Raw genomic sequence first — 20034 nt, 5'->3', positions numbered from 1 at the left:
TTTGAATTCTGAAACAAATAAAGGGGATTATCAGTGATAATCCCCTCTTTTACTACTCAAGTATGTTTTTACTTGTCTAAAATTCCCATCTCAACGCCAACTTCATGGAAAATTCTAACAGCTTCATCTAATTGTTCCCTTGTATGCTTAGCTTGCACCATTACACGCACACGGCCTGTGCCTAATGGAACAGTTGGGAAAACAATAGCTGAAACAAATACACCCTTTTCCAATAATTTCTTGGAGAACTGCATAGCTTTAGCTTCATCACCAATAATAACTGGCGTAATTGGTGTTTCTGAATGGCCTGTATTAAAGCCCAAAGCTGTCAATTGCTCCTTAATGTACTTCGAATTTGCCCACAATTGCTTCTGCAAACTATCATCTTCTGTCAAAATTTCAATTGCCTTCTTCGCAGCGGCTGTATCAGCTGGGCTCAAAGTTGTGGAGAACAAAACAGGACGTGCGCGATGTGTCAACCACTGATAGCTAGCTTCTGAACAAGCGACATAACCGCCCTTAACACCGATAGCCTTGGACAAAGTACCAATGATAAAATCGACGCGACCATGCAAACCGAAATGATCGACTGTACCACGGCCATGACTACCCATCGTACCTGAACCGTGTGCATCATCAACATAAGTGAAAGCACCATACTTCTCAGCTAACTCAACAATTTCTGGCAATTTTGCTAAATCGCCATCCATACTGAAAACGCCATCTGTAAAGATGAAAACATTATGATACTTGCCTTGAGCAGCCTTGAGTAATTCTTCAAGCTCCTGCATATTGCTGTGTGCATAAACTTGCTTGGTTGCTTTAACCATGCGCATACCATCGATGATTGATGCGTGGTTCAACTGGTCAGAAATCAACAAATCATCTTTGTCGCAGATAGCCTGAATTGTACCGATGTTGCAATCGTAACCTGATTGGTAAATGAAGCAACGCTCAGCATGTTTGAACTTAGCCAAAGCAGCTTCCAGCTCTTCGTGAATAGTTTGGTTACCAACAATTGTTCTAACCGCACCAGCACCAACGCCATAATGCTTAATAGCCTCGATAGCAGCTTCCTTCAAGCGCTCATCATTGCCCAAGCTTAAATAGTTATTGGAGCAAAGGTTGATTACCTTTTTGCCGTTTAATTCCAAAACAGGATCACAAGCACCTGAGTTGACTGGCAATGTACGATACAAGCCCTTCTGCTTCAAATCGTCAACTTTTTCTTGCAAATACTTCATCGTATGCAGTTCTTTATTCATTTTGCACCTCATCTATATGTTTCACGTGAAACATTTTTACTTTTTAATAAAGCAAGCTTTTCTAATAGAGCAACAAATCTTATTTAGCTAATTTAACTTTCAAGTTAGCTAGCATATCTTCCGTCATCTTGTCCAAATCATATTCAGCATGGAAATTCCACTCTTTCTGAGCAGCGCTAATATCCAAAGAATTTGGCCAACTGTCAGCAATTGCTTGACGAATAGGATCAACTTCGTATTTAATCGTAAATTCAGGGATAAATTTCTTAATTGAAGCAGCCACCATTTCAGGCTCAATACTCATAGCTGAAACGTTAAAGGCATTTCGATGTTGCAACTTGTCACTTGGGGCTTCCATTAAATCAACAATTGCTTGCAAAGCATCTGGCAAATACATCATATCCATATAAGTGCCAGCTTTAATATAGGAAGTATAAGTTTTATTCTCAATTGCGCCATAATAAATATGCACGGCATAATCAGTTGTTCCCTGACCTGGGAGCGTCTTCCATGAAATTAGGCCCGGAAAACGTACGCCACGTGCATCAACGCCAAACCGTTTATGATAATAATCACACAACAATTCGCCCGATACCTTTGTTACACCATACATAGTTTCTGGTCTTTGCAATGTATCTTGTGGTGTATTATCATGCGGTGTACTTGGTCCGAATGCGCCGATTGAACTCGGGCAGAAAATCTGAGCTTTTAATTCGCGTGCAACTTCCAAAGCATTTACTAAGCCCTGCATATTAACTTGCCATGTCTTTTGTGGCATTGTCTCACCACGAGCTGATAAAATTGCTGCTAAATGCATAACTGTATCAGCCTTAAATTCTTTAGCACATGCCAAAAAATTGGCATAATCTGTAACATCAAGTTGTTTGTAGGCTAAATGGCTGAGAGCTGGTATAGTTTCTTTGGCTAAATCTGTAACTAGAACATTCTCTTGACCATACTTATCTGCCAAGAACAACGCCAATTCGCTGCCAATCTGACCCAAGCTGCCTGTTAGGATGATTCTTTTCATTTTTGACCTCCAGTAAGAGATGTATAGTTATATTGTAGTACATTTTTTCAACTATCAACGTCTTACTTTGGGCAGATTTACCAAAAATTAATTCTCATCACCATGTTCTTGTTGCAAATTTGGATTGGCATCATAAGCAAATGAACAGATAAAAGCTTCTAAATCTGCTTGCGTCAGCAAATGTAATCTTGCTTCTAACTTATCATCAATCTTCTTCAAATTGTATTTGCTCTGCATACAATTGCATAGCACATTCTGTCTACGCTTAGCCTTCAAATTAGCGCGATACTTGGTATCTGACAAATTAAGTCCCAAACTGACAGACAAATCTGAAGTTGTTTTTTTGACCAAATTATACATGCGATGCAATCTCGGCCAGCTTAATTTGATAGGTTCATTGTTATCATCAAGGTTTGAGCAAACAAGTCCTGCTTTGAAATTATCGCTAGGATCTTGCTTAGCCTTTAAGTTGTAGTTATCAGACAAAGGTAGTCCATGATAATCCCAGGCTGCAAATTTGAAAGCTGGTTCCAAATTTTGGAATATCAAGGCTGTGTACAAAGCATCATTCAACGCATCGTGATAAGCTTCGTCTGGCTCAATTGTTAAAAAGTCAACTGCACGTTTAACAGCATGTGCGCCTGCTTCATCACCGCTGAATAGCTCATAGAGTTTTTGAATATCAATGAATTTAGCTGGTAAACTGTTTGGCAAAGCATAATAATTCAAATTTTCCCTTAATGGTTTAGCATCTGATGTACTCCAAGTTCCGAACATCAATGGCAGCTCTTTCAAAAGTGCCTGTAACTCGCTAAAGCCATAACTTTGCTCAGCTATTTTGTCATACGGTAATTGGCATACCTCACAAGCTTTCATCTGCTCAGCTTCAGGGAATTGACGCCAAATCCAAGCATAAAAGTCATAAATAACCGTTGTAAAAGGCGGCGACACTTTAAGTTCATCTTTCTTAACCTTTGTCAAACGTTGCACATATTTATTAATTTGCGGGTAAATCTGAGGTCTGATCAAAGCAGAATAGTGTTCCTTGATTTGCAAATTGGAGCTTAAACTGACAGCACCAATCTGAAAAATCTCGAAAATTGGTATACGCTTCTTAGTAACAACCGTACAGCTTTTCGTTATGCGTGGCTTCCCCACTTCTTCATAGTGGCCACTTGCCATATTCCACTCTAAATCGAAAATGATATAAATCATAAAAGCTAGTATAGCTATCCTTTCTGCTCTAAATCATGGCCAATAACAGCATACACTGTATAATTATAATGTAATATTACAAGAAAAACAGGTGATTAACATGTCTGATGCAAAAATAGCGGCAGAAAACAATATGACAAGCTTTAATTTGGCTATTGTCAGCCAAAATAGTCTGAAAAAACAAGCATTTACACAAGCTTGTCTGTTATTAACTGCTAAATTGCCTACCATTAAAGTGAATTTAGTAGCCGAACTTGCTCAGTCCGCCACCTCTGCAAGAAGCATATCGGTTCTAGCGCTTGATTATGCTCAATTAAATAGCTCAACCAATGTTTCACGTGAAACATTTAAGCAGCAATTGCTGAGTTTATTTCAAGCGAACAGTTGGAAAACCTGTTTTATTTTGCAAGTATTACCTTTAGATATTTTCATTCAGAACGTTGATTTAGCAAATCTTAACTTACAATTAAGCGCATTTTTCAAAGCAAATCAGGCTTCACCTATGCTTAATGCTTCTGCTTCTGATAATGCTAAAGTGGCCGATAAATCAGAGTCTACTAGAACAGCTGAAATTACCAGTAATAGTGCAATTGAAGCGACTGAAACTACTGGTGCTACTGAAACAGCCAAAGTTGTTGAAACGGCCAAATTTTCGCCCGTTCATAGAGCGTCACTACTTAACTGTAAAAGTGATTTAGCTAGAAATGAACATTTGGAACTTAGAGAAATGCTTGCAAAATTCGTGCATACAGAGCCATTAAACGTTTTATATTTTGGAAATTGTTTCTGTTTAACACTTGGTAATCTGTCATTTAGTATACATCGTTCACCCTATCTGCTTGACCTTTGGCCAAAAAGCAATTCTAAGGACGAAAATTCTGTATCTAGAGCTAAATATAAATTGCTGGAATTAGCCGACCGTCTTGCTAATTCAGAACAAGCTGCCGAACTGGATAAAGAAAAAGAACATAATTTGGCATCTTTCTTATGCAAGCAGGCTGATGAAACTCAATTAGAAAGTATCAGAACGCAATATAAACAGCTACCGAAAAACATATACCAAACAATCAAAATCTGGCAAACAGCTCCTCATTTAGCCTTCGATTTGGGCGCTGCACCAGGTGGTTGGACAGAAGTTCTCTTAAATTACAATTATCAAGTCATCGCCATCGATCCACAACACCTCAAAATCACAGCCAAAGCTAATCTCTGGCATTTTCAGGCATTAAGCGATCAATTTTTAGAAATGGCCAAAGCAAATAATTTTGCATTAGCTAAAGCTAACTTATTAGTCAACGATATGAAGATGTTTTTCCGCCCTAGCCTAGCCTTAGCAGCTGCATTTTTGCCATATCTAACTAATGACGCGATTATCATTCAAACAATTAAGTTAAGCAAAACTGAAAGCTATTTCAAGCAAATCAAAGACATTAAGCGCTATCTTGAGCACGCCTTGCCTAAATGTAAACTTGAATTTGTTCGCCAATTATCCGTAAATCGCTCCGAATTGACACTCGTGTTAAGCAAAATAACCGGGTAAATACTCACAAAATTTCAAAAGTAAAAAGCACAAATTCAATGCCAAACGCTTGGATTAAAAAGACTCAAAACTACGTGCAAAAGTTAAAATTACAAATCTAAAAACCAATACATACAATTTTTTGCCTGAACCTTCGCTTAAATCCCGTTTTGTTTGGCGAGGCGCTGAATTAAGGTTAAATAGAAATGCTCCAGCCAATCATAATTTGTCGCCGGCCAAAACCTATTTAAGCTACTGAAAATTTGCTTATTGCAAAAACCACTATTGACCTGACGCTGTTGTTGATCGACAGTTGTCGTTATGGCACAGCGCATAGTGCTCAAATTTGGATATAATTCCACACTTTTATTCAAGAATGCGACATTCGGCAATGTTAAAGGTGCAAAACAATTCGACTGATATGCACTCACAACTGCATAAGCATACTTGGCATTCTTCTGCAAAATTCGCGCTTTTTGTGAAATTAAGCCTAACTCAGGATAATAAGTCCCTTTGGCATCAACAACACCATCAATCAAGTAGAGGTGCGCCTGATCTTGCGCGATGAATAGAGCCCCATTCTCACAGGCCTTTCGAAGTTGTTCACGCAACACATGATTAAAAGATAAAGCACCTAAATAAGAATTTAATTCATGTGCAGCGAAAAAGTAAGCTAAACAATCGGAAGGCAAAATTTTGTCATGTAAAGGACTAAATTTGTACCAGTCAATTCCCAATTGACTCAAGAACTGTAATTCATAACTATCGTAAGCTGAAAAAGCCTGATCATACGCTAACGCTACCTTCAAACGCTGCTTCTCTAAGCCTAAGCTAAGCAAGCGCTTATAAATTTTGCTACTTAATTGCAAAATATCAGCCTGCATCAGCTCTTGATATTTACGCATTTTTCTTAAGTTATTCTGCAAAAAATCAGCTGCTATCAACCTTTGATTATGCCAGCAAACTTCCTTGTTATAGCGTTGTTTAAACAAAGTCTGCCACGCTTCAACTTGCTCTATCTGACCATTAAAAATTGCAAAAGCAAAAAGCAAATTTGCTGTGTCTTTATTTGCTAAAATACTATCCAATTCTTTGATAGTTTGTTGTCCCAGCATATTTGCATCTAAACAAATCACGAGCTTTCCTCCGATTTTCTGAGCTAAACTTAGAGGTGAAGCTGCATCAACTTGTTCATTAATTTTTAACTTTTCGTCTTGCTGCTGTAAATAATATTTTAATGACTGGCTAGAACTTGCAAAGGAATCGCAATAGACTGTCTTTGTGAAAAATAAGTGTAAAGCCGCTGTACTATTCTCACCATTCAAAAGAAAAGCATAATCATTTTGGCCTTGCAATAGAGGATCTAACAACCTAATTCTAGAAACTTGACTTAGTTGTTGCTTCAAGTCAAACTCAGGATAAGGACAGTATAGTTGGCACTTAGCATAATCTGCCATATATTTACAAATGGAAGTTGCTAAATCACGATAATATAAGTTGACGCTTGTGTTATAGTCTGCAAATAATTTGCAAAATATCAAACAGCGATTGCTAAACATGCCCTACCCTCAAAGTTTTCTTTAATCTTAACATAATCTCTATTTGTATACTATAATGAAGTGAATTAATAGCGGAGTACATAACATGTTATATATGAACTATCAAATTATACTTGGTTTTTGGCCTCTTTATCTGCTAGCAGGCTTTGTTTTGCTATGCCAAATTTGGGTACAAGTTTACCGTCCTAAGAAGATCAATGTCTTCATCAGACGAATTATCATGACCATTTATAGTCTCTTTTTACTATCGAGTTTATTTTTCCCAATCACAAGTTCTGATCATCATCTTTCTTTGCTCTCAGCTTGGGAAAATATCGTGAAAATACCGCTCATTCCAATCATTGATGAGCTATTTTTAGCAATTGTTGCCACCCACGAGCATGATTTTACTGTTCTCAGCAAGTTCATGTTCAACATTTCATATCACCTTTTGTTGTTTATACCGTTAGCTTACTTTTTGAGACGTGAAAGCAAAACATACTCTTCGTTCAGTATCTGGCTTTTGACCATTCTGTTCAGTATTGTCACACAACTACTACGCTTAGGCTTGAACTTTGTAAGTGGCTTTTTCTTTTTCTCTGTCAATATAAACTATGTCATTATGAATATATTAGGTTCTGCTTTGATACTGTTTATCATGCACATCGTTCGCAAAAATTACCTCAAAAATAGAGGCTACAACTGGAAGATTCGAGGCCCTCGTAACATAGCTCAAACTGTTTCGGTTAAACGTTTCTTAAACCGCAAAATTAAAGAAAACAGCACGATTTATCGTGGTCAAAAAATAACTAGAAAGACTAAATGGAATTAAGCTGATGGATATGTCTGATGCACTCAATTTAGATAACGAGCAAGCAGCATTGGCTAAAACTATTTGGCACAATGCTCTAAAGAAAATCAAGTCTAAAGTATCCACCGTTCTTTTCGTAACGTGGATTGAGCCACTTGTGCCTTTTTATGTTGACGAAAATCGCCTATTTTTGAGTACACCTGATGATTTCAGCTATCGTTATTTAGTCAAGTATTTACCCTTGTTTGCTGATGTGATTGCTGAATCTAATTCATTCCGTTTAGAAGTTAAATTAGTAGTTGGCACTGAAGGCATCAAGCAAGCTTTAGCTAATTTACAGCCAGATTCTGTTACATCTAGCTTTGACGCAGCCCAAACGGTTATTGAACAACGAGAAGCTAACATTGAACCTGAATTTGTTAATGAAAAAGTAGAACCAGAAGTACAAGTAAAACCTGAAACTTTCGCAGCTGTTCAACCTAAACAAACTTTTATTCAGCCACAAGCAATTGATGAACAGCCACAAGCAAAAATCATCGTAAATCCCCTCTATCAGCAGCATTTTCGCAAGGATTACACGTTTGATAATTTCATTGTTGGCCCTAACAATACAATGGCGCACGCTGCCTGTCAGGCTATTGCCAATTCCTATTTCACAGATGGCCAAAAGCCTTACAATCCCCTCTTTCTCTATGGCGGTAGCGGTTTAGGCAAAACTCATCTTTTGAATGCTATTGGTAACTCTGTCTTACAGCATCGTCCTCAAACTAGAATTCTCTACTTACAGACAGAAGACTTCGTCAATGAATTTATCGCTACGATAAGGAAGCAAAATTACAATGTTTTTAGAAACAAATACCGTAATTGTGACTTATTGTTGATTGACGATATTCAATTCATCGAAGGCAAAGAACAGATGCAAGAAGAATTTTTCTACACTTTCAATACCCTTTACGAAAATAACGCTTACATCGTCATCACTTGTGATAAGCATCCGCGCTATTTAGTTACGCTTGAAGAACGCTTAAAAACACGTTTTCTCTCTGGCCTAGCTTGTGATATTAATCCGCCAAACTACGAGACACGTATGGCTATTTTGCAAGCAAGAGCCCAAGCTTTGCACGAAGACATTGATATTAACATCATCAGTTATATAGCTAAGAATATCAGTCTGAACATTCGTGAATTAGAAGGTGCTTTGAATAGCGTATTAGCCATAAAACACTTATCTGGTTATATCAACTTAACATTGGCTGAAAAAGCGCTTGAACCAATTATTAAGCACAATATAGCTGAAACAATCACGCCTGATTTCATCGCTGACGTTGTAGCAACTTACTACAACATCGTCAAGGCAAATTTGTACTCATCCTGCAAAGAAAGCAAGTACACTTACCCTCGCCACGTGGCCATGTATCTGTGCAGAGATTTATTAAATATGACTTATGCTAGTATCTCCAAAGCTTTTAACCGCTCTGACCATACAACGACCCGTAACGCCTGCCTAAAAATCGAAAAAGCGCTAAAAAATGACTTAAGTTTGCAGAAAGAGATCGCCAGCATCAAAAACAGCTTGCATGAGCATTAGCTTTTATTTATAAAAAATTTAAATTTTTAGAATTTTAGCTTGCTTTACCCTTTCGCACTTTTTTGCGTGGATAAGTCTGTGCATAATTCTGGTGATAAATTTTTAAGCCTTACTTGAAGCCAAAATTTAGAACAATCTATCCCAAAATGAAGTTCCCTGAATTTAGGCCTTCTAAAAAAAGAAAACACATACGCCTAATCGCTGTTTGCTGTAATTTTTAGGTAATTAAACTGTAATTTACCACATTAACCACATACCATAATAAGAATAGTGATTAACTAAATTGATTGTTTGTTTCAGGGCAACTTGCCATTTTCACGGCGTGGTTAATTACAATTACAAACAAAATGTAGTTGTAGCTTGTTCTGATTGCAAAATTTTTACAGAACAAAGATAAGTTGCTATAATTTATAGAGTCAGTTTACTAGCAAAAGAGGTGTCATATGAAAATTGTTTGTCCGAAAAATTTACTGCATCAAGCAACTAATTACGTGTTAAGAGCTGTTTCCAGTAAAACAGGTAACGAAATTTTAGATAATGTTTTCCTGTCAGCCGACAAACAAAGCAATACATTACTTTTGCGCGGTTATGATTTGGAATGTGGAATTGAAACGAAGATCAAGGCTGATGTTTATGAAGCTGGTGACATGTTGGTGCCAGCTAGATTGTTAGGTGATATTGCTGCTAAATTGGAAGAGGGCGATGTTACAATTACTTGCGATGAGAATTACAAGACAGTTATCAGTGCTGGCAAATCTAAGTTCAATTTTATGACACGTCCAACAGCTGATTTCCCAAGTTTGCCGGAGATTAGCGGCAATTTGACATTTACCTTGCCTCAAGATCGTTTCCAAAAATTAATTAAACAGGCAATAATTGCTGTCAGCACCGATTTGTCACGCCCAGCTTTTAACGGCATTTTGTTCAATGCCAATGAGAAGAATTTGGAACTTGTTGCAATTGATGGCTTCCGTTTGGCAATTAGTAGACATGCTTATGATGAGAGAATGCCAAAAGTTGAGAAGCCATTCCGCCTCTTAATTCCAGGTAAAGCTTTGAAGATCTTGCAACCTTTGTTAGGTTCAGAAGATTTAGTGACATTAAAAGTTGACAACAAACAAGTTGAGTTCAATTTGGGTAGTTTGAAATTAGTCAGTCGTTTATTGACCAATGAATTCATGAAATATGAGAGTCTTTTGAACAGCAACGGTGATACAACCATCGTCATTAACAGAAGTCAGTTCTTGGCTGGCTTGGAGAGAATGTTGTTGATCATGAACGTGTCTGATCGTCGTTTACCAATTAGATTACAAACGACAGATGAGAGCAGCTTGCAGATTGATGTTGTGTCTGAGAAAGGCCAAGCACATGAAGATATAGCTGTTTCTGTACAAGGCCAGATGATTGATATTGATTACAATCCAATTTACTTTACTGATGCTTTGCGTGTCATTGATGATGAACTGGTACAGATTAATTTTGCTGGTAGTTTGGGACCTTGTATCATCAAACCAATGACAGGTGATGATTACGAATTTTTGATTTTGCCATTAAGGCGTTAGCTTTAGGTAGGCTAAGATTGCATGCTTATTCGTGAGCTATCTCTATGTAATTTCCGTAATATTAAGCAAGCAAATGTCCAATTTGGCAACTTGCTTAATATTATTCATGGAGCTAATGGCCAAGGTAAGACGAATTTATTAGAAGCTGTGTATCTTTTAGCCTTAGCTGATTCATATCGAACGAACAATGATAGCGAGCTTATCAATTTTAAGGCTGACAGCTGCCTTTTACATGCAACTTTGGCGAATGAATTGACTGATAATTCAAGCAAGTTTGTAGAAGCTTCGACTTTAGCTTTAGAGATTAAAAAAGCAGTTAATAAGACAGAAAAAACTTATAGCAAAGATAATTTGCCCGTGGCTAGAGTGGCAGATTTTATCGGCAATTTCAATGCAGTTTTGTTTGCACCAGAAGATTTGTTGTTGATCAAATCAAGTCCGCAACTAAGACGCCAATTTCTTAATCGGATTTTGGCGCAGTCGAAGCGAGCTTATATTTATAATTTGCAGAAGTTAAATCAGTTATTGCAAAGCAAAAATCGCTTATTGAAAGAATTACAAGTATTTGACCCTAAATGTGTGTTAGAGCAGTATAAATCTTTGCTGAAGTCTACTGTCAGTGCAACAGTTTTGAATCGTGCTTACTTGCATGAACTGGTTGCAAATTTAAATGAAGCTAATCAGGAACAAGCAATTAAGCAAAAACTGGGCATGATTTTGACGTTGAATAAGAATTTTGTTGAAGTGGCTAGCTTAATTATTTTTGAGCGCTTACAGGTGGTGTTAGCTTTCAATAAGTTGGTTACAAACTATCAAGATATGTTAAGTTTGGGCAAGGAAACCTTACAAGTTAAGTATTTGAGTTGTGTTCCGCTTACCAATGATATAACAGTCGATAAAATTAAAGAGCTTTTAAGCTACAAAGTAGAGCAGGCATTTAATAGTGACTTTTTTAAGGGACATTGTAGTATTGGGCCGCAAAGAGATGATTTGGAATTTTATCTCAATGAGAAAAATTGTCGTTTGTATGCTTCACAAGGTCAGCAAAGAACTGTCATTTTGGCCCTGAAATTAGCTGAATGCGATTATTTAACTTATGTGAAGCAGATTAAGCCTGTTTTACTTTTGGATGATGTTTTGAGTGAACTAGATAGTTTAAGGCAGCAAGCTTTGTTACACAATATCATGGACAGGCAGGTTCTATTGACTTGTACAGATTTAGATTTCATGGCAAATATGCAAATGCCAAAGACTGATATTTGTTTTATTCAAGTCAATCAAGGCGAAATTACGCAGGGCGAAGTCAATCAAGACATAATCACGCAAGGTGAGGAACAGCAAGGCGAAGCTACAAAGTACGAAGCTGTGCAGAGTCAAACACGACAAGGTGAAGTCAGTCTGAGTGAATTTAGCAAAGAGTAACTATTTCTGATGTAGACTTTTTATACAAAAAAAAGAAAAAGTAAAGCTAAATTTCAAAGAACTACTATGAAAAATATCTATTGCGTTTGGGCGATATATGCCCTAATTTTCGGGATATATATGTGCATTTTACCTGATTGTAAAATAGTCTTTTTTGAGGGTTATGGTATAATTAAAGGGTGTATATAGACATTGGTGGAAATATTTGGATTGAACATAAGAAGATAGTGGCTGTTTTTGATTTGGACAGCATAACTGAGGCTGCCAAGAATAAAAGTGGCCAGTTTTTGCATTATGCCGCTGAAAATGCCAGACTCATTCCAGCTGAACCTGAAAGTTTGCCTTTGAGTTTGGTTTTGACTGTGCGCGCAGCCTATCTTTCACCTTATAACAGTCGCAAACTTATTGAACGGATGAGACGTTCTTGAGTTAAGAAAGAGGTTGTATGAATGATGACACTTGCAACAGAAAAAGATGCTGAAATGAAGCAGAATGAGCAGCTTGCCGATAAACAAACTGAAAATAAACAAGTCGAGGCTGAGGAAGATTTCCGTAATTTGGCGGAAGATGTACATGCTTTGACGGACGATAATTTCGTTGAAGAGAAAGAGAATGTAGATAGACAGGTTGATTTCAAGACAGAAAACGATGTGGTCTATTCTGATGACCAAATCCAAGTTTTGGAAGGGTTGGAAGCTGTGCGTAAGCGTCCTGGTATGTATATTGGTGATACGACTAGTCGAGGCTTACATCATTTGGTTTATGAGATTGTGGCAAACTCAGTCGATGAAGCTTTGGCTGGCCGCTGTGACAAGATCAAAGTTACCTTGCAGGCTGATGGTTCAGTTGAAGTAGTTGATGATGGTGGTGGTATTCCAGTTGGTATTCACCCCAAGATGGGTATACCGACAGTTGAAGTTGTCCATACAATTTTGCATGCTGGCGGCAAATTCGGCGGTGGAGCTTATTCTATTTCAGGTGGTTTGCACGGCGTTGGCGCTTCCGTTGTTAATGCTCTGTCAGAGTGGATGGAAGTATATGTCAAACGTGAAGGCACAATTCATTACATTCGTTTTGAGCGTGGTAAGACAGTTAAACCACTTACCATCGTCGGTTCATGCCAAATTAATGAGACAGGTACACGTACAATCTTTAAGCCAGATCCAGAAATTTTCCCAGATACAGATTTTGACTTTGATTTGATGCTGACACGCTACCGTGAAATGGCTTTCTTGAACAAAGAAGTGACACTCTTGTTGCAAGATGCTAGACATGTCGAAGATGGCCAGGATATGGTTTCTAAGAACTTGCACTATGATGGCGGTATAATCTCGTTCGTTGAATATTTGAACAAGAAGAAAGAATGTTTGCATAGTGAGCCAATTTACATTGCCAAAGCTGACGGCGATATTTTTGTCGAAGTGGCAATGCAATACAACACATCATATGTGGAGAATGTTTATTCTTATGCTAATAACATTGCAACTGTCGAAGGTGGTACACATTTAACTGGCTTTAGAAGCGCTTTGACGAAAGTAATTAATGATTATGCACGTAAATATAAATTGCTCAAAGACAATGACCGTAACTTATCAGGCGATGATGTACGTGAGGGTTTGACAGCTATTATTTCGGTTAAATTGCCAGATCCACAGTTCGAGGGTCAGACAAAGACAAAATTAGGTAATGCCGAGATTAGAACAATTGTCGAAACAACTTTAGGTAGCGAATTAGCCACTTACTTGGAAGAACATCCAACAGAAGCAAAGATTATTGTCACGAAGTGTATCGATGCTATGTCGGCACGTGATGCTGCCAGAAAAGCGCGTGAATTAACCAGACGTAAATCTGTTTTTGATAGCGTTTCGCTCCCAGGCAAATTGAGTGACTGTCAGGAGAAAGATCCTGAATTGTGCGAGATTTTCATTGTTGAGGGTGACTCAGCTGGTGGTTCTGCTAAGAATGGTCGTGAGCGTAAATATCAGGCAATTTTGCCACTTTGGGGCAAGATGTTGAATGTAGAACGCGCTAGAATCGATAAAGTCTACAATAACGAGAAGCTACAACCAGTTGTAATTGCACTCGGTACAGGTATTGGTAGCGATTTTGACATTACCAAATTGCGTTATAACAAAATAATTATCATGGCTGATGCCGATGTTGACGGTGCGCATATTAGAACTTTACTTTTGACCTTCTTCTTTAGACACATGCGTCCATTAATAGAACAAGGGCATGTCTATATCGCTTGTCCGCCACTTTATATGATTGAGGGCAATAACAGTAAGAAATTCTATGCTTATACGGATGCTGAACTTGAGAAGATTAAGGCAGAACAGAATTTCAAGAACCCACGTATTCAGCGTTACAAAGGCTTGGGCGAAATGGATAAAGATCAGCTCTGGGAGACAACTATGAATCCAGAGACGAGAAGATTGCTGCAAGTCAATGTCAAAGATTTCCAAAATGCTGATGAAACTATGAGTATGTTGATGGGCGATCAGGTTGAGCCTAGACGAGAATTCATTCAAACTAATGCAGCTTTAGCAACGATTGATTAATTTGTAACAGGTGTAATGATGAAAGTAATAGCAATTGTTAATCAAAAAGGTGGGGTTGGCAAAACAACTAGCTGTATTAATTTGGCAGCTTGTTTGGCAGCTAAGAAGAAAAAAGTACTTTTGATTGATTTGGACGCACAAGGTAATACGACAAGCGGCTTGGGAGTAGATAAACAAGCTGTTGATAAGTCTATTTATGATGTGCTTTTAGATGCAAAGTCAATTGAGGCAGCTATTATCAAGCAGAATCGGCCAAATTTGGATCTTATAGCTTCGAGCATCGATTTGGCAGGGGCTGAGGTAGAATTAGCTACGGCTGATGAGAGAGAATTAAGACTAAAAAAGGCTTTGCAGATTGTCAAAGACTTGGCTGAAAATGACAAAACCTATAAGTATGATTTTGTCATCATTGACTGTCCGCCATCTTTGAGCTTGTTGACAATTGATGCCCTTACAGCATCTAATAGTGTCTTAATTCCAATTCAAGCTGAGTATTACGCTTTGGAAGGTGTTTCACAATTATTGAAAACAATTGAACTCGTTAAGGCTAGTTCTAACCCAAAACTTGATATATTTGGCGTTTTAGTGACGATGTATGATAGTCGAACACAACTTAGTAAACAAGTTTATGATGAAGTGAAAAATTTCTTCCCCGATAAGATTTTTCAAACTGTTATTCCACGCAATGTTCGCTTGAGTGAAGCGCCAAGTTATGGGCAAGCAATTATTGAATATGCTTGGATTTCCAAGGGCTCCTTGGCTTATACTAAGTTGGCCAAAGAGGTAATTAAGCGTAGTCAGGCTGAGGAGTAAGATCAATGAGCAAAGGTAAGTCCAATAAAGTTAATTCAACTAAAACAAAACCAGCCAGTCGTTTAGGCCGTGGCTTAAGCGCCCTGATTAGTAGTGACTTACTTTTAAGTAAGGCAGATGAAAATAAGGTTGAAAAGCTTGATTTTAAGGCTGTGGAGAACACGTCTTTGCAGACAGTGGCAATTTCTGATATTGTGCCGAACAAACAACAGCCACGTGCTTATTTTGCTGAGGACAAATTGCAAAGTTTGGCCGCTTCAATCAAAGAATATGGCTTGTTACAGCCAATTTTAGTTCAGCCAATTACCAAACACGGTGATAAGCAAATCTACCAAATAATTGCCGGTGAAAGACGCTGGCGAGCTTGCCATCAGGCGAATTTAACGGAAGTGCCTGTCTTGGTGTGTCAGAAAGAGTTAGATACAGCTACCTTGTTGAAGCAAGCTTTGGTTGAAAATGTGCAGCGTGAAGATTTAAATCCAATTGAAGAAGCAGAAGCTTATGACAAGCTAAATTCAGAATTTAGTTTAAGTCAGGCCGAAATTGCGGCTATGACTGGTAAAAGTCGCCCAGTTATCACGAATATGCAGCGCCTTTTGAAGTTACCAGCTTCTGTTAAAAAATTGTTGAGTGAGAAGACATTAACTGTTGGTCAAGCCAAACCACTTTTAGCTTTGAAAGATGAAGAAAATTGCCTTAAGCTAGCCAAATTGACGATTGAGAATGATTGGTCAGCGCGTGAGGTTGAGAAAAAGGTCAAAGAATTATTGGCCCTAGCTGAAGAAGAAAAACAAGAGCAGACTGTCAGTGAGCTTGAACTCATGGCTCGGCGTGAGCAAGCTAGATTAGAAGATAGACTGATGCATTTCTTTGGCCAAAAAGTCAAAATAACTGAGCAGAAAGGCAAAGGCAAATTGATTTTGGCTTTCAACAATTACGATGAGTTGGACCAGATTTTGCTCAAAATAGGCGTTAAGCTTGACGATTAGGAGCTTAGCTTATTTCTGCAAGCTTATGTATTTAATTGCATCCATTTACACAAAAATAGCGAAAAATCTGTATAATATCAGCATGAAATAAGTAGACGCTTATACAAGGAGGAAGGTATCACGTGGATGATCCCTGGATATTTAGTTTATTAGTCCAAAACCATTTAGATGCTAGTCATGTAGGCTTAGATATATTTATTATTTTGCTGTTAGTTTTTATTAACGGCTTTTTCTCAGCAGCCGAAATGGCAATTATTAATTTGAAAGACGCCAAGCTGCGCAAAGAGACCGAAGAAGGCAATATTATTGCCCGCAAGTTGCTTTATTTTTTAGATAATCAAGGCAAATTTTTAGCCACGATTCAAGTTTGTATCACTTTAGCTGGTTTTCTCTCAGCTTCCTTCGGTGCTGACAAATTCGCCCGCCGCTTAGCAGCTTATTTGGACCCAAACCATACGACACTATGGTTAGATAACATCTGCTTGATTGTTATTACTGTCTTAATTTCTTATTTATCCTTAGTCTTTGGTGAATTGGTGCCAAAAAGAATGGCAATGAATAACCCTGATAAATTTGCCAGACGCTTTGCTCATATTTTGCGTATAGCTGATTTCCTGTTAAGACCGATGGCTGAGTTACTTAATTTAACGGCCAATTCCGTTTTGCATCTCTTGAAAATTCCAGTCGAAAAGCCGAAAGAAGAAGTGACTGAGGAAGAAATTCGTATGTTGGTGGATATCTCGAGTTCCTCAAGTAACATTCACGAGACAGAGGGGGAGATGATCGACAATATCTTTGAATTGAATGATACAGAAGCAAGTGAGATTATGACGCATCGTACGAATATTGTTGCCTTGCCTGTCACAGCTTCATTTGAAGAATTGACTGAGATTTTGTCTGAAGAGAAGTACAGTCGTGTACCAATTTATGAAGAAGATATTGATGATATTATCGGCGTTGTCAGCATCAAAGACATCGTGCAATACATGATCAGCAACGATAGAGCTAACTTTAATATTCGGGCAATTATGCGTGAACCATATCGTGTGCCTGAGTCAAAATCAGTCGACGCTTTGTTGAAAGATATGCAGCGTGACCACGTTTCTTTGGCTATCGTAATTGATGAATATGGTGGCACAGCTGGTTTGGTGACATTGGAGGATGTATTAGAGGAAATTGTCGGCAATATCGAGGATGAATATGATGATGATGAGAGCAATATCATCTTACAGCCTGATGGTTCATATATCGTGAATGGTATGTTGTCTTTGGAAGAAGTTGAGGAAAAGATTAATATAATCAATGAGCAAAAAGATGGCACATACCGCAAAGGTACAGCTGAATTAGCATTCAGTGAAGATGACAAAAACGATTTTGATACAATTGCTGGGCTTGTCTTGCAGCGCTTGGATAGAATACCTGAGCCAGATGAATTGCCTTATGTCGAGGATGACCGCTTCATTTTCCATGTGATTGAGATGGAAGATAACCGCATTGCCAAAATTCAGCTAGGCATCAAATGGTATCGCGAGCAAGATTTAACGAAGGCTTGGCAGAAGGTAGAAGCTGAGAACAAATTAGAAGATACTGATGAGTCTGAGGAAAATGCTAATGAAGAAGTACAGAGCAAACTTTATGCTCAACTTTATAAGTACTTATTAGAATCAACAAACGCATCTTTTGTTAGAGAATTTGCTAATCCCAATTACAGTGAAATTAGAAAAGAACATGAGTAATTGCCCGTAAAATAGCCGATACTGAAGCTTATAAAAGGGCGATGAAAAAAAAGTAAAGCAAGTTTGAACAATCAATAGCAAAGCGCTGGAAAAAGGCAGCTATTCTTGTTATTTAGCTGAGAAACTCATATAATCAAAAAAGTTTTCTATACAAGGAGTTAGACATGCAAGAAGACAAAAATGAGATGAAATCAAAAACGGAGTTATCTAGAGAAGCGAGAGAAGAGCGCTTAGCTAGCGAAAATAAGGATGGTCAAAAAGCACCGCTCAAACTCAAAAAGAGTGTGAACTATGTTGCAACAGTAGTTGTAGCACTCATCTTAGTGGTTGTGTTGCTATATAGCAGTATTTCTTTTGGTTTTGCCCAGAAATACTTACCGGCAGCTAAAGTCAGCTCACATACTGTAACAGTTGCAGAGTATAACTTTTTCTATAACACAATCGCAAGTCAAGTTAATCGCTACGCTCAACGTATGGGCCAGCAGATTAATTTGAATGATCCAGCTGCTTTCTCTGAGAAAAAAGGGCAAACATGGGGTGAGATGATTAGTGAAGTTGCTGATAAGCAAGTCCAGTCATTTGTTTTAGCTTACGAAGAAGCTGTGAAGAACGGTATCAAGTTGGATGAGAAAGAACAAGCTGAACTTGATAAGATGATCGACAACTATAAGCAAAAATTAGTTGCCAATAAGACAACCTTAAATGAAGCTTTGGCTACTAACTATGGTAAGGGTGTAACAGAGAACTTGTTCCGTGAATTGTTGCGCAAACAGACAATTGCTGAAAAGTACAAGAAAGAAGCCCCAAAGTCTGTTAAATACAGTGATGATGAATTAGAGAAGTTATATCAAGCTAAGAAAGATGAATATGACGTTTACGATTTCCTCTATGCCAGCTTAGTTGTGAAACCTGAAAAAGTTGAGCAGCCTAAGATGCCTGAACGAGGCAAGGAAACAGACAAAGAGAAATTGAAACAGATCAATGAAGAGTCTGCTAAATTGCAAAAAGAATACAGAGCAAAGTTAGAAAAGGCTAAAAAGGCCGCTAACGAAAAAGTAAAGACTATCGAGAAAGAAGCAAAGGCTGCAATCAAAGATCAAGCTTCATTCGTCGCATTTGTTGATAAATACAAAAACATTTATCAATCAGAAAATGGCATGCGTCCAGTTGCACCTTATCGCTATAAGCGCTTGAAAGACATGATCACAAATGCTGACTTTGCCAAATTCGTAAGTGATGCTAAACGCAAGGCTAATGATGTCTATACAAAGAGTAAAGATAATACAAGTATAATTAATCTCGGCTTGTATTTAGGTCGTCAAAGAGATGAGAGCGCTACTATACATGCAACTTTACGTATGATTCAAAAGCGCACAATCGAGCAACAATACAAGACGGCTAAGAAGATTAGCGACAAGTTGACTGATGCACAAGCCAAAGAAGCTATGCAGGCTGCCAATGATGCTTTGCAAGCATATCTAGCTGAGAACAACAGTTTGGAAGCTATGAAGAAGACAGAGATTAAAGACTATAAATCTTCCTTCATGGATATGGTAGACTTCGTGCCAAGCACAAGCCCATTTGTTGCTGAGCTAGGCGAATGGTTAGAAACTGAGTCAAGAAAGGCTGGCGACACTAACATCTTCCAAGATGACAGGTTAGGCTTGTATGGTGTTACATTCTTGGAGCGCTTACCAAAGGCTGCATGGCAATCAACTGTTTCATACAAAGAATCAAAAGCTAAGATTGATAAAGATTTTCAAGCCTTGTTAGAGAAGCCTGAGAACAAAGTTGTTCACGCTTTCGCTAATAAGCTGGTTGATCGTGCACCATTCTTGAAACGAGTAGTTGCTAAAGCTGAAGCTAACAAGCCACAAGCTAGCCAAGCAGCTAAGCAATCTGAGCAAGCTAAAAGACCTGTAACTAGCCAAGTAACAGCTACAACGACTAAATAATGAGAGTGTTACTTGTGAAATAAGACTAAA

15 protein-coding genes are annotated in these 20034 nt (G+C 38.1%); 11 read left to right on the top strand and 4 right to left on the bottom strand.

What is annotated here, in order from left to right; all coding sequences use genetic code 11:
- Nucleotides 1–68: 68 nt before the first annotated feature.
- The 3 genes from PYS62_RS00565 to PYS62_RS00555 all read right to left on the bottom strand — a co-directional run bounded on the left by PYS62_RS00565 (nucleotide 69) and on the right by PYS62_RS00555 (nucleotide 3510).
- Nucleotides 69–1265 carry a glycine C-acetyltransferase gene (locus tag PYS62_RS00565; protein ID WP_066714979.1) on the bottom strand — a complete coding sequence of 399 codons (1197 nt, stop codon included), beginning with the start codon at nucleotides 1263–1265 and terminating at the stop codon, nucleotides 69–71.
- Nucleotides 1266–1344: 79 nt separating this feature from the next.
- Nucleotides 1345–2295 carry an NAD-dependent epimerase/dehydratase family protein gene (locus PYS62_RS00560; protein ID WP_066714977.1) on the bottom strand — a complete coding sequence of 317 codons (951 nt, stop codon included), beginning with the start codon at nucleotides 2293–2295 and terminating at the stop codon, nucleotides 1345–1347.
- A gap of 87 nt (nucleotides 2296–2382) precedes the next feature.
- Nucleotides 2383–3510 (bottom strand): 3'-5' exonuclease, encoded by a 1128-nt coding sequence (locus PYS62_RS00555; protein ID WP_066714976.1) that lies wholly within the window; start codon nucleotides 3508–3510, stop codon nucleotides 2383–2385.
- 100 nt (nucleotides 3511–3610) lie between these two features.
- On the opposite strand from PYS62_RS00555, the gene PYS62_RS00550 reads away from it, so the two are divergent.
- Nucleotides 3611–5050 carry an SAM-dependent methyltransferase gene (locus PYS62_RS00550; protein WP_066714975.1) on the top strand — a complete coding sequence of 480 codons (1440 nt, stop codon included), beginning with the start codon at nucleotides 3611–3613 and terminating at the stop codon, nucleotides 5048–5050.
- Nucleotides 5051–5187: 137 nt separating this feature from the next.
- Here PYS62_RS00550 and PYS62_RS00545 read toward each other — a convergent pair whose 3' ends face one another.
- On the bottom strand, nucleotides 5188–6588 hold the full coding sequence (locus tag PYS62_RS00545; RefSeq protein WP_066714974.1) for a hypothetical protein: 1401 nt from the start codon (nucleotides 6586–6588) through the stop codon (nucleotides 5188–5190).
- A gap of 85 nt (nucleotides 6589–6673) precedes the next feature.
- Between PYS62_RS00545 and PYS62_RS00540 the strand changes: the two genes are divergently transcribed.
- The 10 genes from PYS62_RS00540 to PYS62_RS00495 all read left to right on the top strand — a co-directional run bounded on the left by PYS62_RS00540 (nucleotide 6674) and on the right by PYS62_RS00495 (nucleotide 20004).
- Complete coding sequence (locus PYS62_RS00540; RefSeq protein WP_066714972.1) at nucleotides 6674–7399, top strand: hypothetical protein; 726 nt, start codon at nucleotides 6674–6676, stop codon at nucleotides 7397–7399.
- 4 nt (nucleotides 7400–7403) lie between these two features.
- Nucleotides 7404–8966, top strand: coding sequence for a chromosomal replication initiator protein DnaA (gene dnaA, locus PYS62_RS00535; RefSeq protein WP_066714970.1), 1563 nt, complete (start codon nucleotides 7404–7406; stop codon nucleotides 8964–8966).
- Nucleotides 8967–9409: 443 nt separating this feature from the next.
- Complete coding sequence (gene dnaN / locus PYS62_RS00530; RefSeq protein ID WP_066714968.1) at nucleotides 9410–10528, top strand: DNA polymerase III subunit beta; 1119 nt, start codon at nucleotides 9410–9412, stop codon at nucleotides 10526–10528.
- A 21-nt stretch (nucleotides 10529–10549) separates the two neighbouring features.
- Complete coding sequence (locus tag PYS62_RS00525) at nucleotides 10550–11950, top strand: DNA replication/repair protein RecF (RefSeq protein ID WP_066714964.1); 1401 nt, start codon at nucleotides 10550–10552, stop codon at nucleotides 11948–11950.
- Nucleotides 11951–12177: 227 nt separating this feature from the next.
- Complete coding sequence (locus tag PYS62_RS00520) at nucleotides 12178–12378, top strand: hypothetical protein (RefSeq protein ID WP_315573230.1); 201 nt, start codon at nucleotides 12178–12180, stop codon at nucleotides 12376–12378.
- A gap of 24 nt (nucleotides 12379–12402) precedes the next feature.
- Nucleotides 12403–14511, top strand: coding sequence for a DNA topoisomerase (ATP-hydrolyzing) subunit B (gene gyrB / locus PYS62_RS00515; RefSeq protein WP_082714389.1), 2109 nt, complete (start codon nucleotides 12403–12405; stop codon nucleotides 14509–14511).
- A 15-nt stretch (nucleotides 14512–14526) separates the two neighbouring features.
- On the top strand, nucleotides 14527–15324 hold the full coding sequence (locus PYS62_RS00510; RefSeq protein WP_066714959.1) for a ParA family protein: 798 nt from the start codon (nucleotides 14527–14529) through the stop codon (nucleotides 15322–15324).
- A 5-nt stretch (nucleotides 15325–15329) separates the two neighbouring features.
- Nucleotides 15330–16313 carry a ParB/RepB/Spo0J family partition protein gene (locus tag PYS62_RS00505; protein ID WP_066714957.1) on the top strand — a complete coding sequence of 328 codons (984 nt, stop codon included), beginning with the start codon at nucleotides 15330–15332 and terminating at the stop codon, nucleotides 16311–16313.
- Nucleotides 16314–16435: 122 nt separating this feature from the next.
- The gene (locus tag PYS62_RS00500; protein WP_066714954.1) at nucleotides 16436–18049 is read left to right on the top strand and encodes a hemolysin family protein; all 1614 of its coding nucleotides are present in this window, start codon (nucleotides 16436–16438) and stop codon (nucleotides 18047–18049) included.
- Between the two features lie 164 nt (nucleotides 18050–18213).
- Nucleotides 18214–20004 (top strand): peptidylprolyl isomerase, encoded by a 1791-nt coding sequence (locus PYS62_RS00495; protein WP_066714952.1) that lies wholly within the window; start codon nucleotides 18214–18216, stop codon nucleotides 20002–20004.
- Nucleotides 20005–20034: the final 30 nt, after the last annotated feature.

The sequence above is a fragment of the Amygdalobacter nucleatus genome (assembly GCF_029167365.1).
In the GTDB taxonomy this organism is placed as follows: domain Bacteria; phylum Bacillota; class Clostridia; order Saccharofermentanales; family Fastidiosipilaceae; genus Amygdalobacter; species Amygdalobacter nucleatus.
Note: the sequence above shows the minus strand (reverse complement) of the source record. Positions and strands in the feature narration are given on the sequence as shown.

Excerpts from the sequence above, each read along its gene's own strand:
- PYS62_RS00565 (WP_066714979.1), bottom strand. The coding sequence starts at position 1,265 with ATGAATAAAGAACTGCATACGATGAAGTATTTGCAAGAAAAAGTTGAC.
- PYS62_RS00560 (WP_066714977.1), bottom strand. The coding sequence starts at position 2,295 with ATGAAAAGAATCATCCTAACAGGCAGCTTGGGTCAGATTGGCAGCGAA.
- PYS62_RS00555 (WP_066714976.1), bottom strand. The coding sequence starts at position 3,510 with ATGATTTATATCATTTTCGATTTAGAGTGGAATATGGCAAGTGGCCAC.
- PYS62_RS00550 (WP_066714975.1), top strand. The coding sequence starts at position 3,611 with ATGTCTGATGCAAAAATAGCGGCAGAAAACAATATGACAAGCTTTAAT.
- PYS62_RS00545 (WP_066714974.1), bottom strand. The coding sequence starts at position 6,588 with ATGTTTAGCAATCGCTGTTTGATATTTTGCAAATTATTTGCAGACTAT.
- PYS62_RS00540 (WP_066714972.1), top strand. The coding sequence starts at position 6,674 with ATGTTATATATGAACTATCAAATTATACTTGGTTTTTGGCCTCTTTAT.
- dnaA (WP_066714970.1), top strand. The coding sequence starts at position 7,404 with ATGGATATGTCTGATGCACTCAATTTAGATAACGAGCAAGCAGCATTG.
- dnaN (WP_066714968.1), top strand. The coding sequence starts at position 9,410 with ATGAAAATTGTTTGTCCGAAAAATTTACTGCATCAAGCAACTAATTAC.
- PYS62_RS00525 (WP_066714964.1), top strand. The coding sequence starts at position 10,550 with ATGCTTATTCGTGAGCTATCTCTATGTAATTTCCGTAATATTAAGCAA.
- gyrB (WP_082714389.1), top strand. The coding sequence starts at position 12,403 with ATGACACTTGCAACAGAAAAAGATGCTGAAATGAAGCAGAATGAGCAG.
- PYS62_RS00510 (WP_066714959.1), top strand. The coding sequence starts at position 14,527 with ATGATGAAAGTAATAGCAATTGTTAATCAAAAAGGTGGGGTTGGCAAA.
- PYS62_RS00505 (WP_066714957.1), top strand. The coding sequence starts at position 15,330 with ATGAGCAAAGGTAAGTCCAATAAAGTTAATTCAACTAAAACAAAACCA.
- PYS62_RS00495 (WP_066714952.1), top strand. The coding sequence starts at position 18,214 with ATGCAAGAAGACAAAAATGAGATGAAATCAAAAACGGAGTTATCTAGA.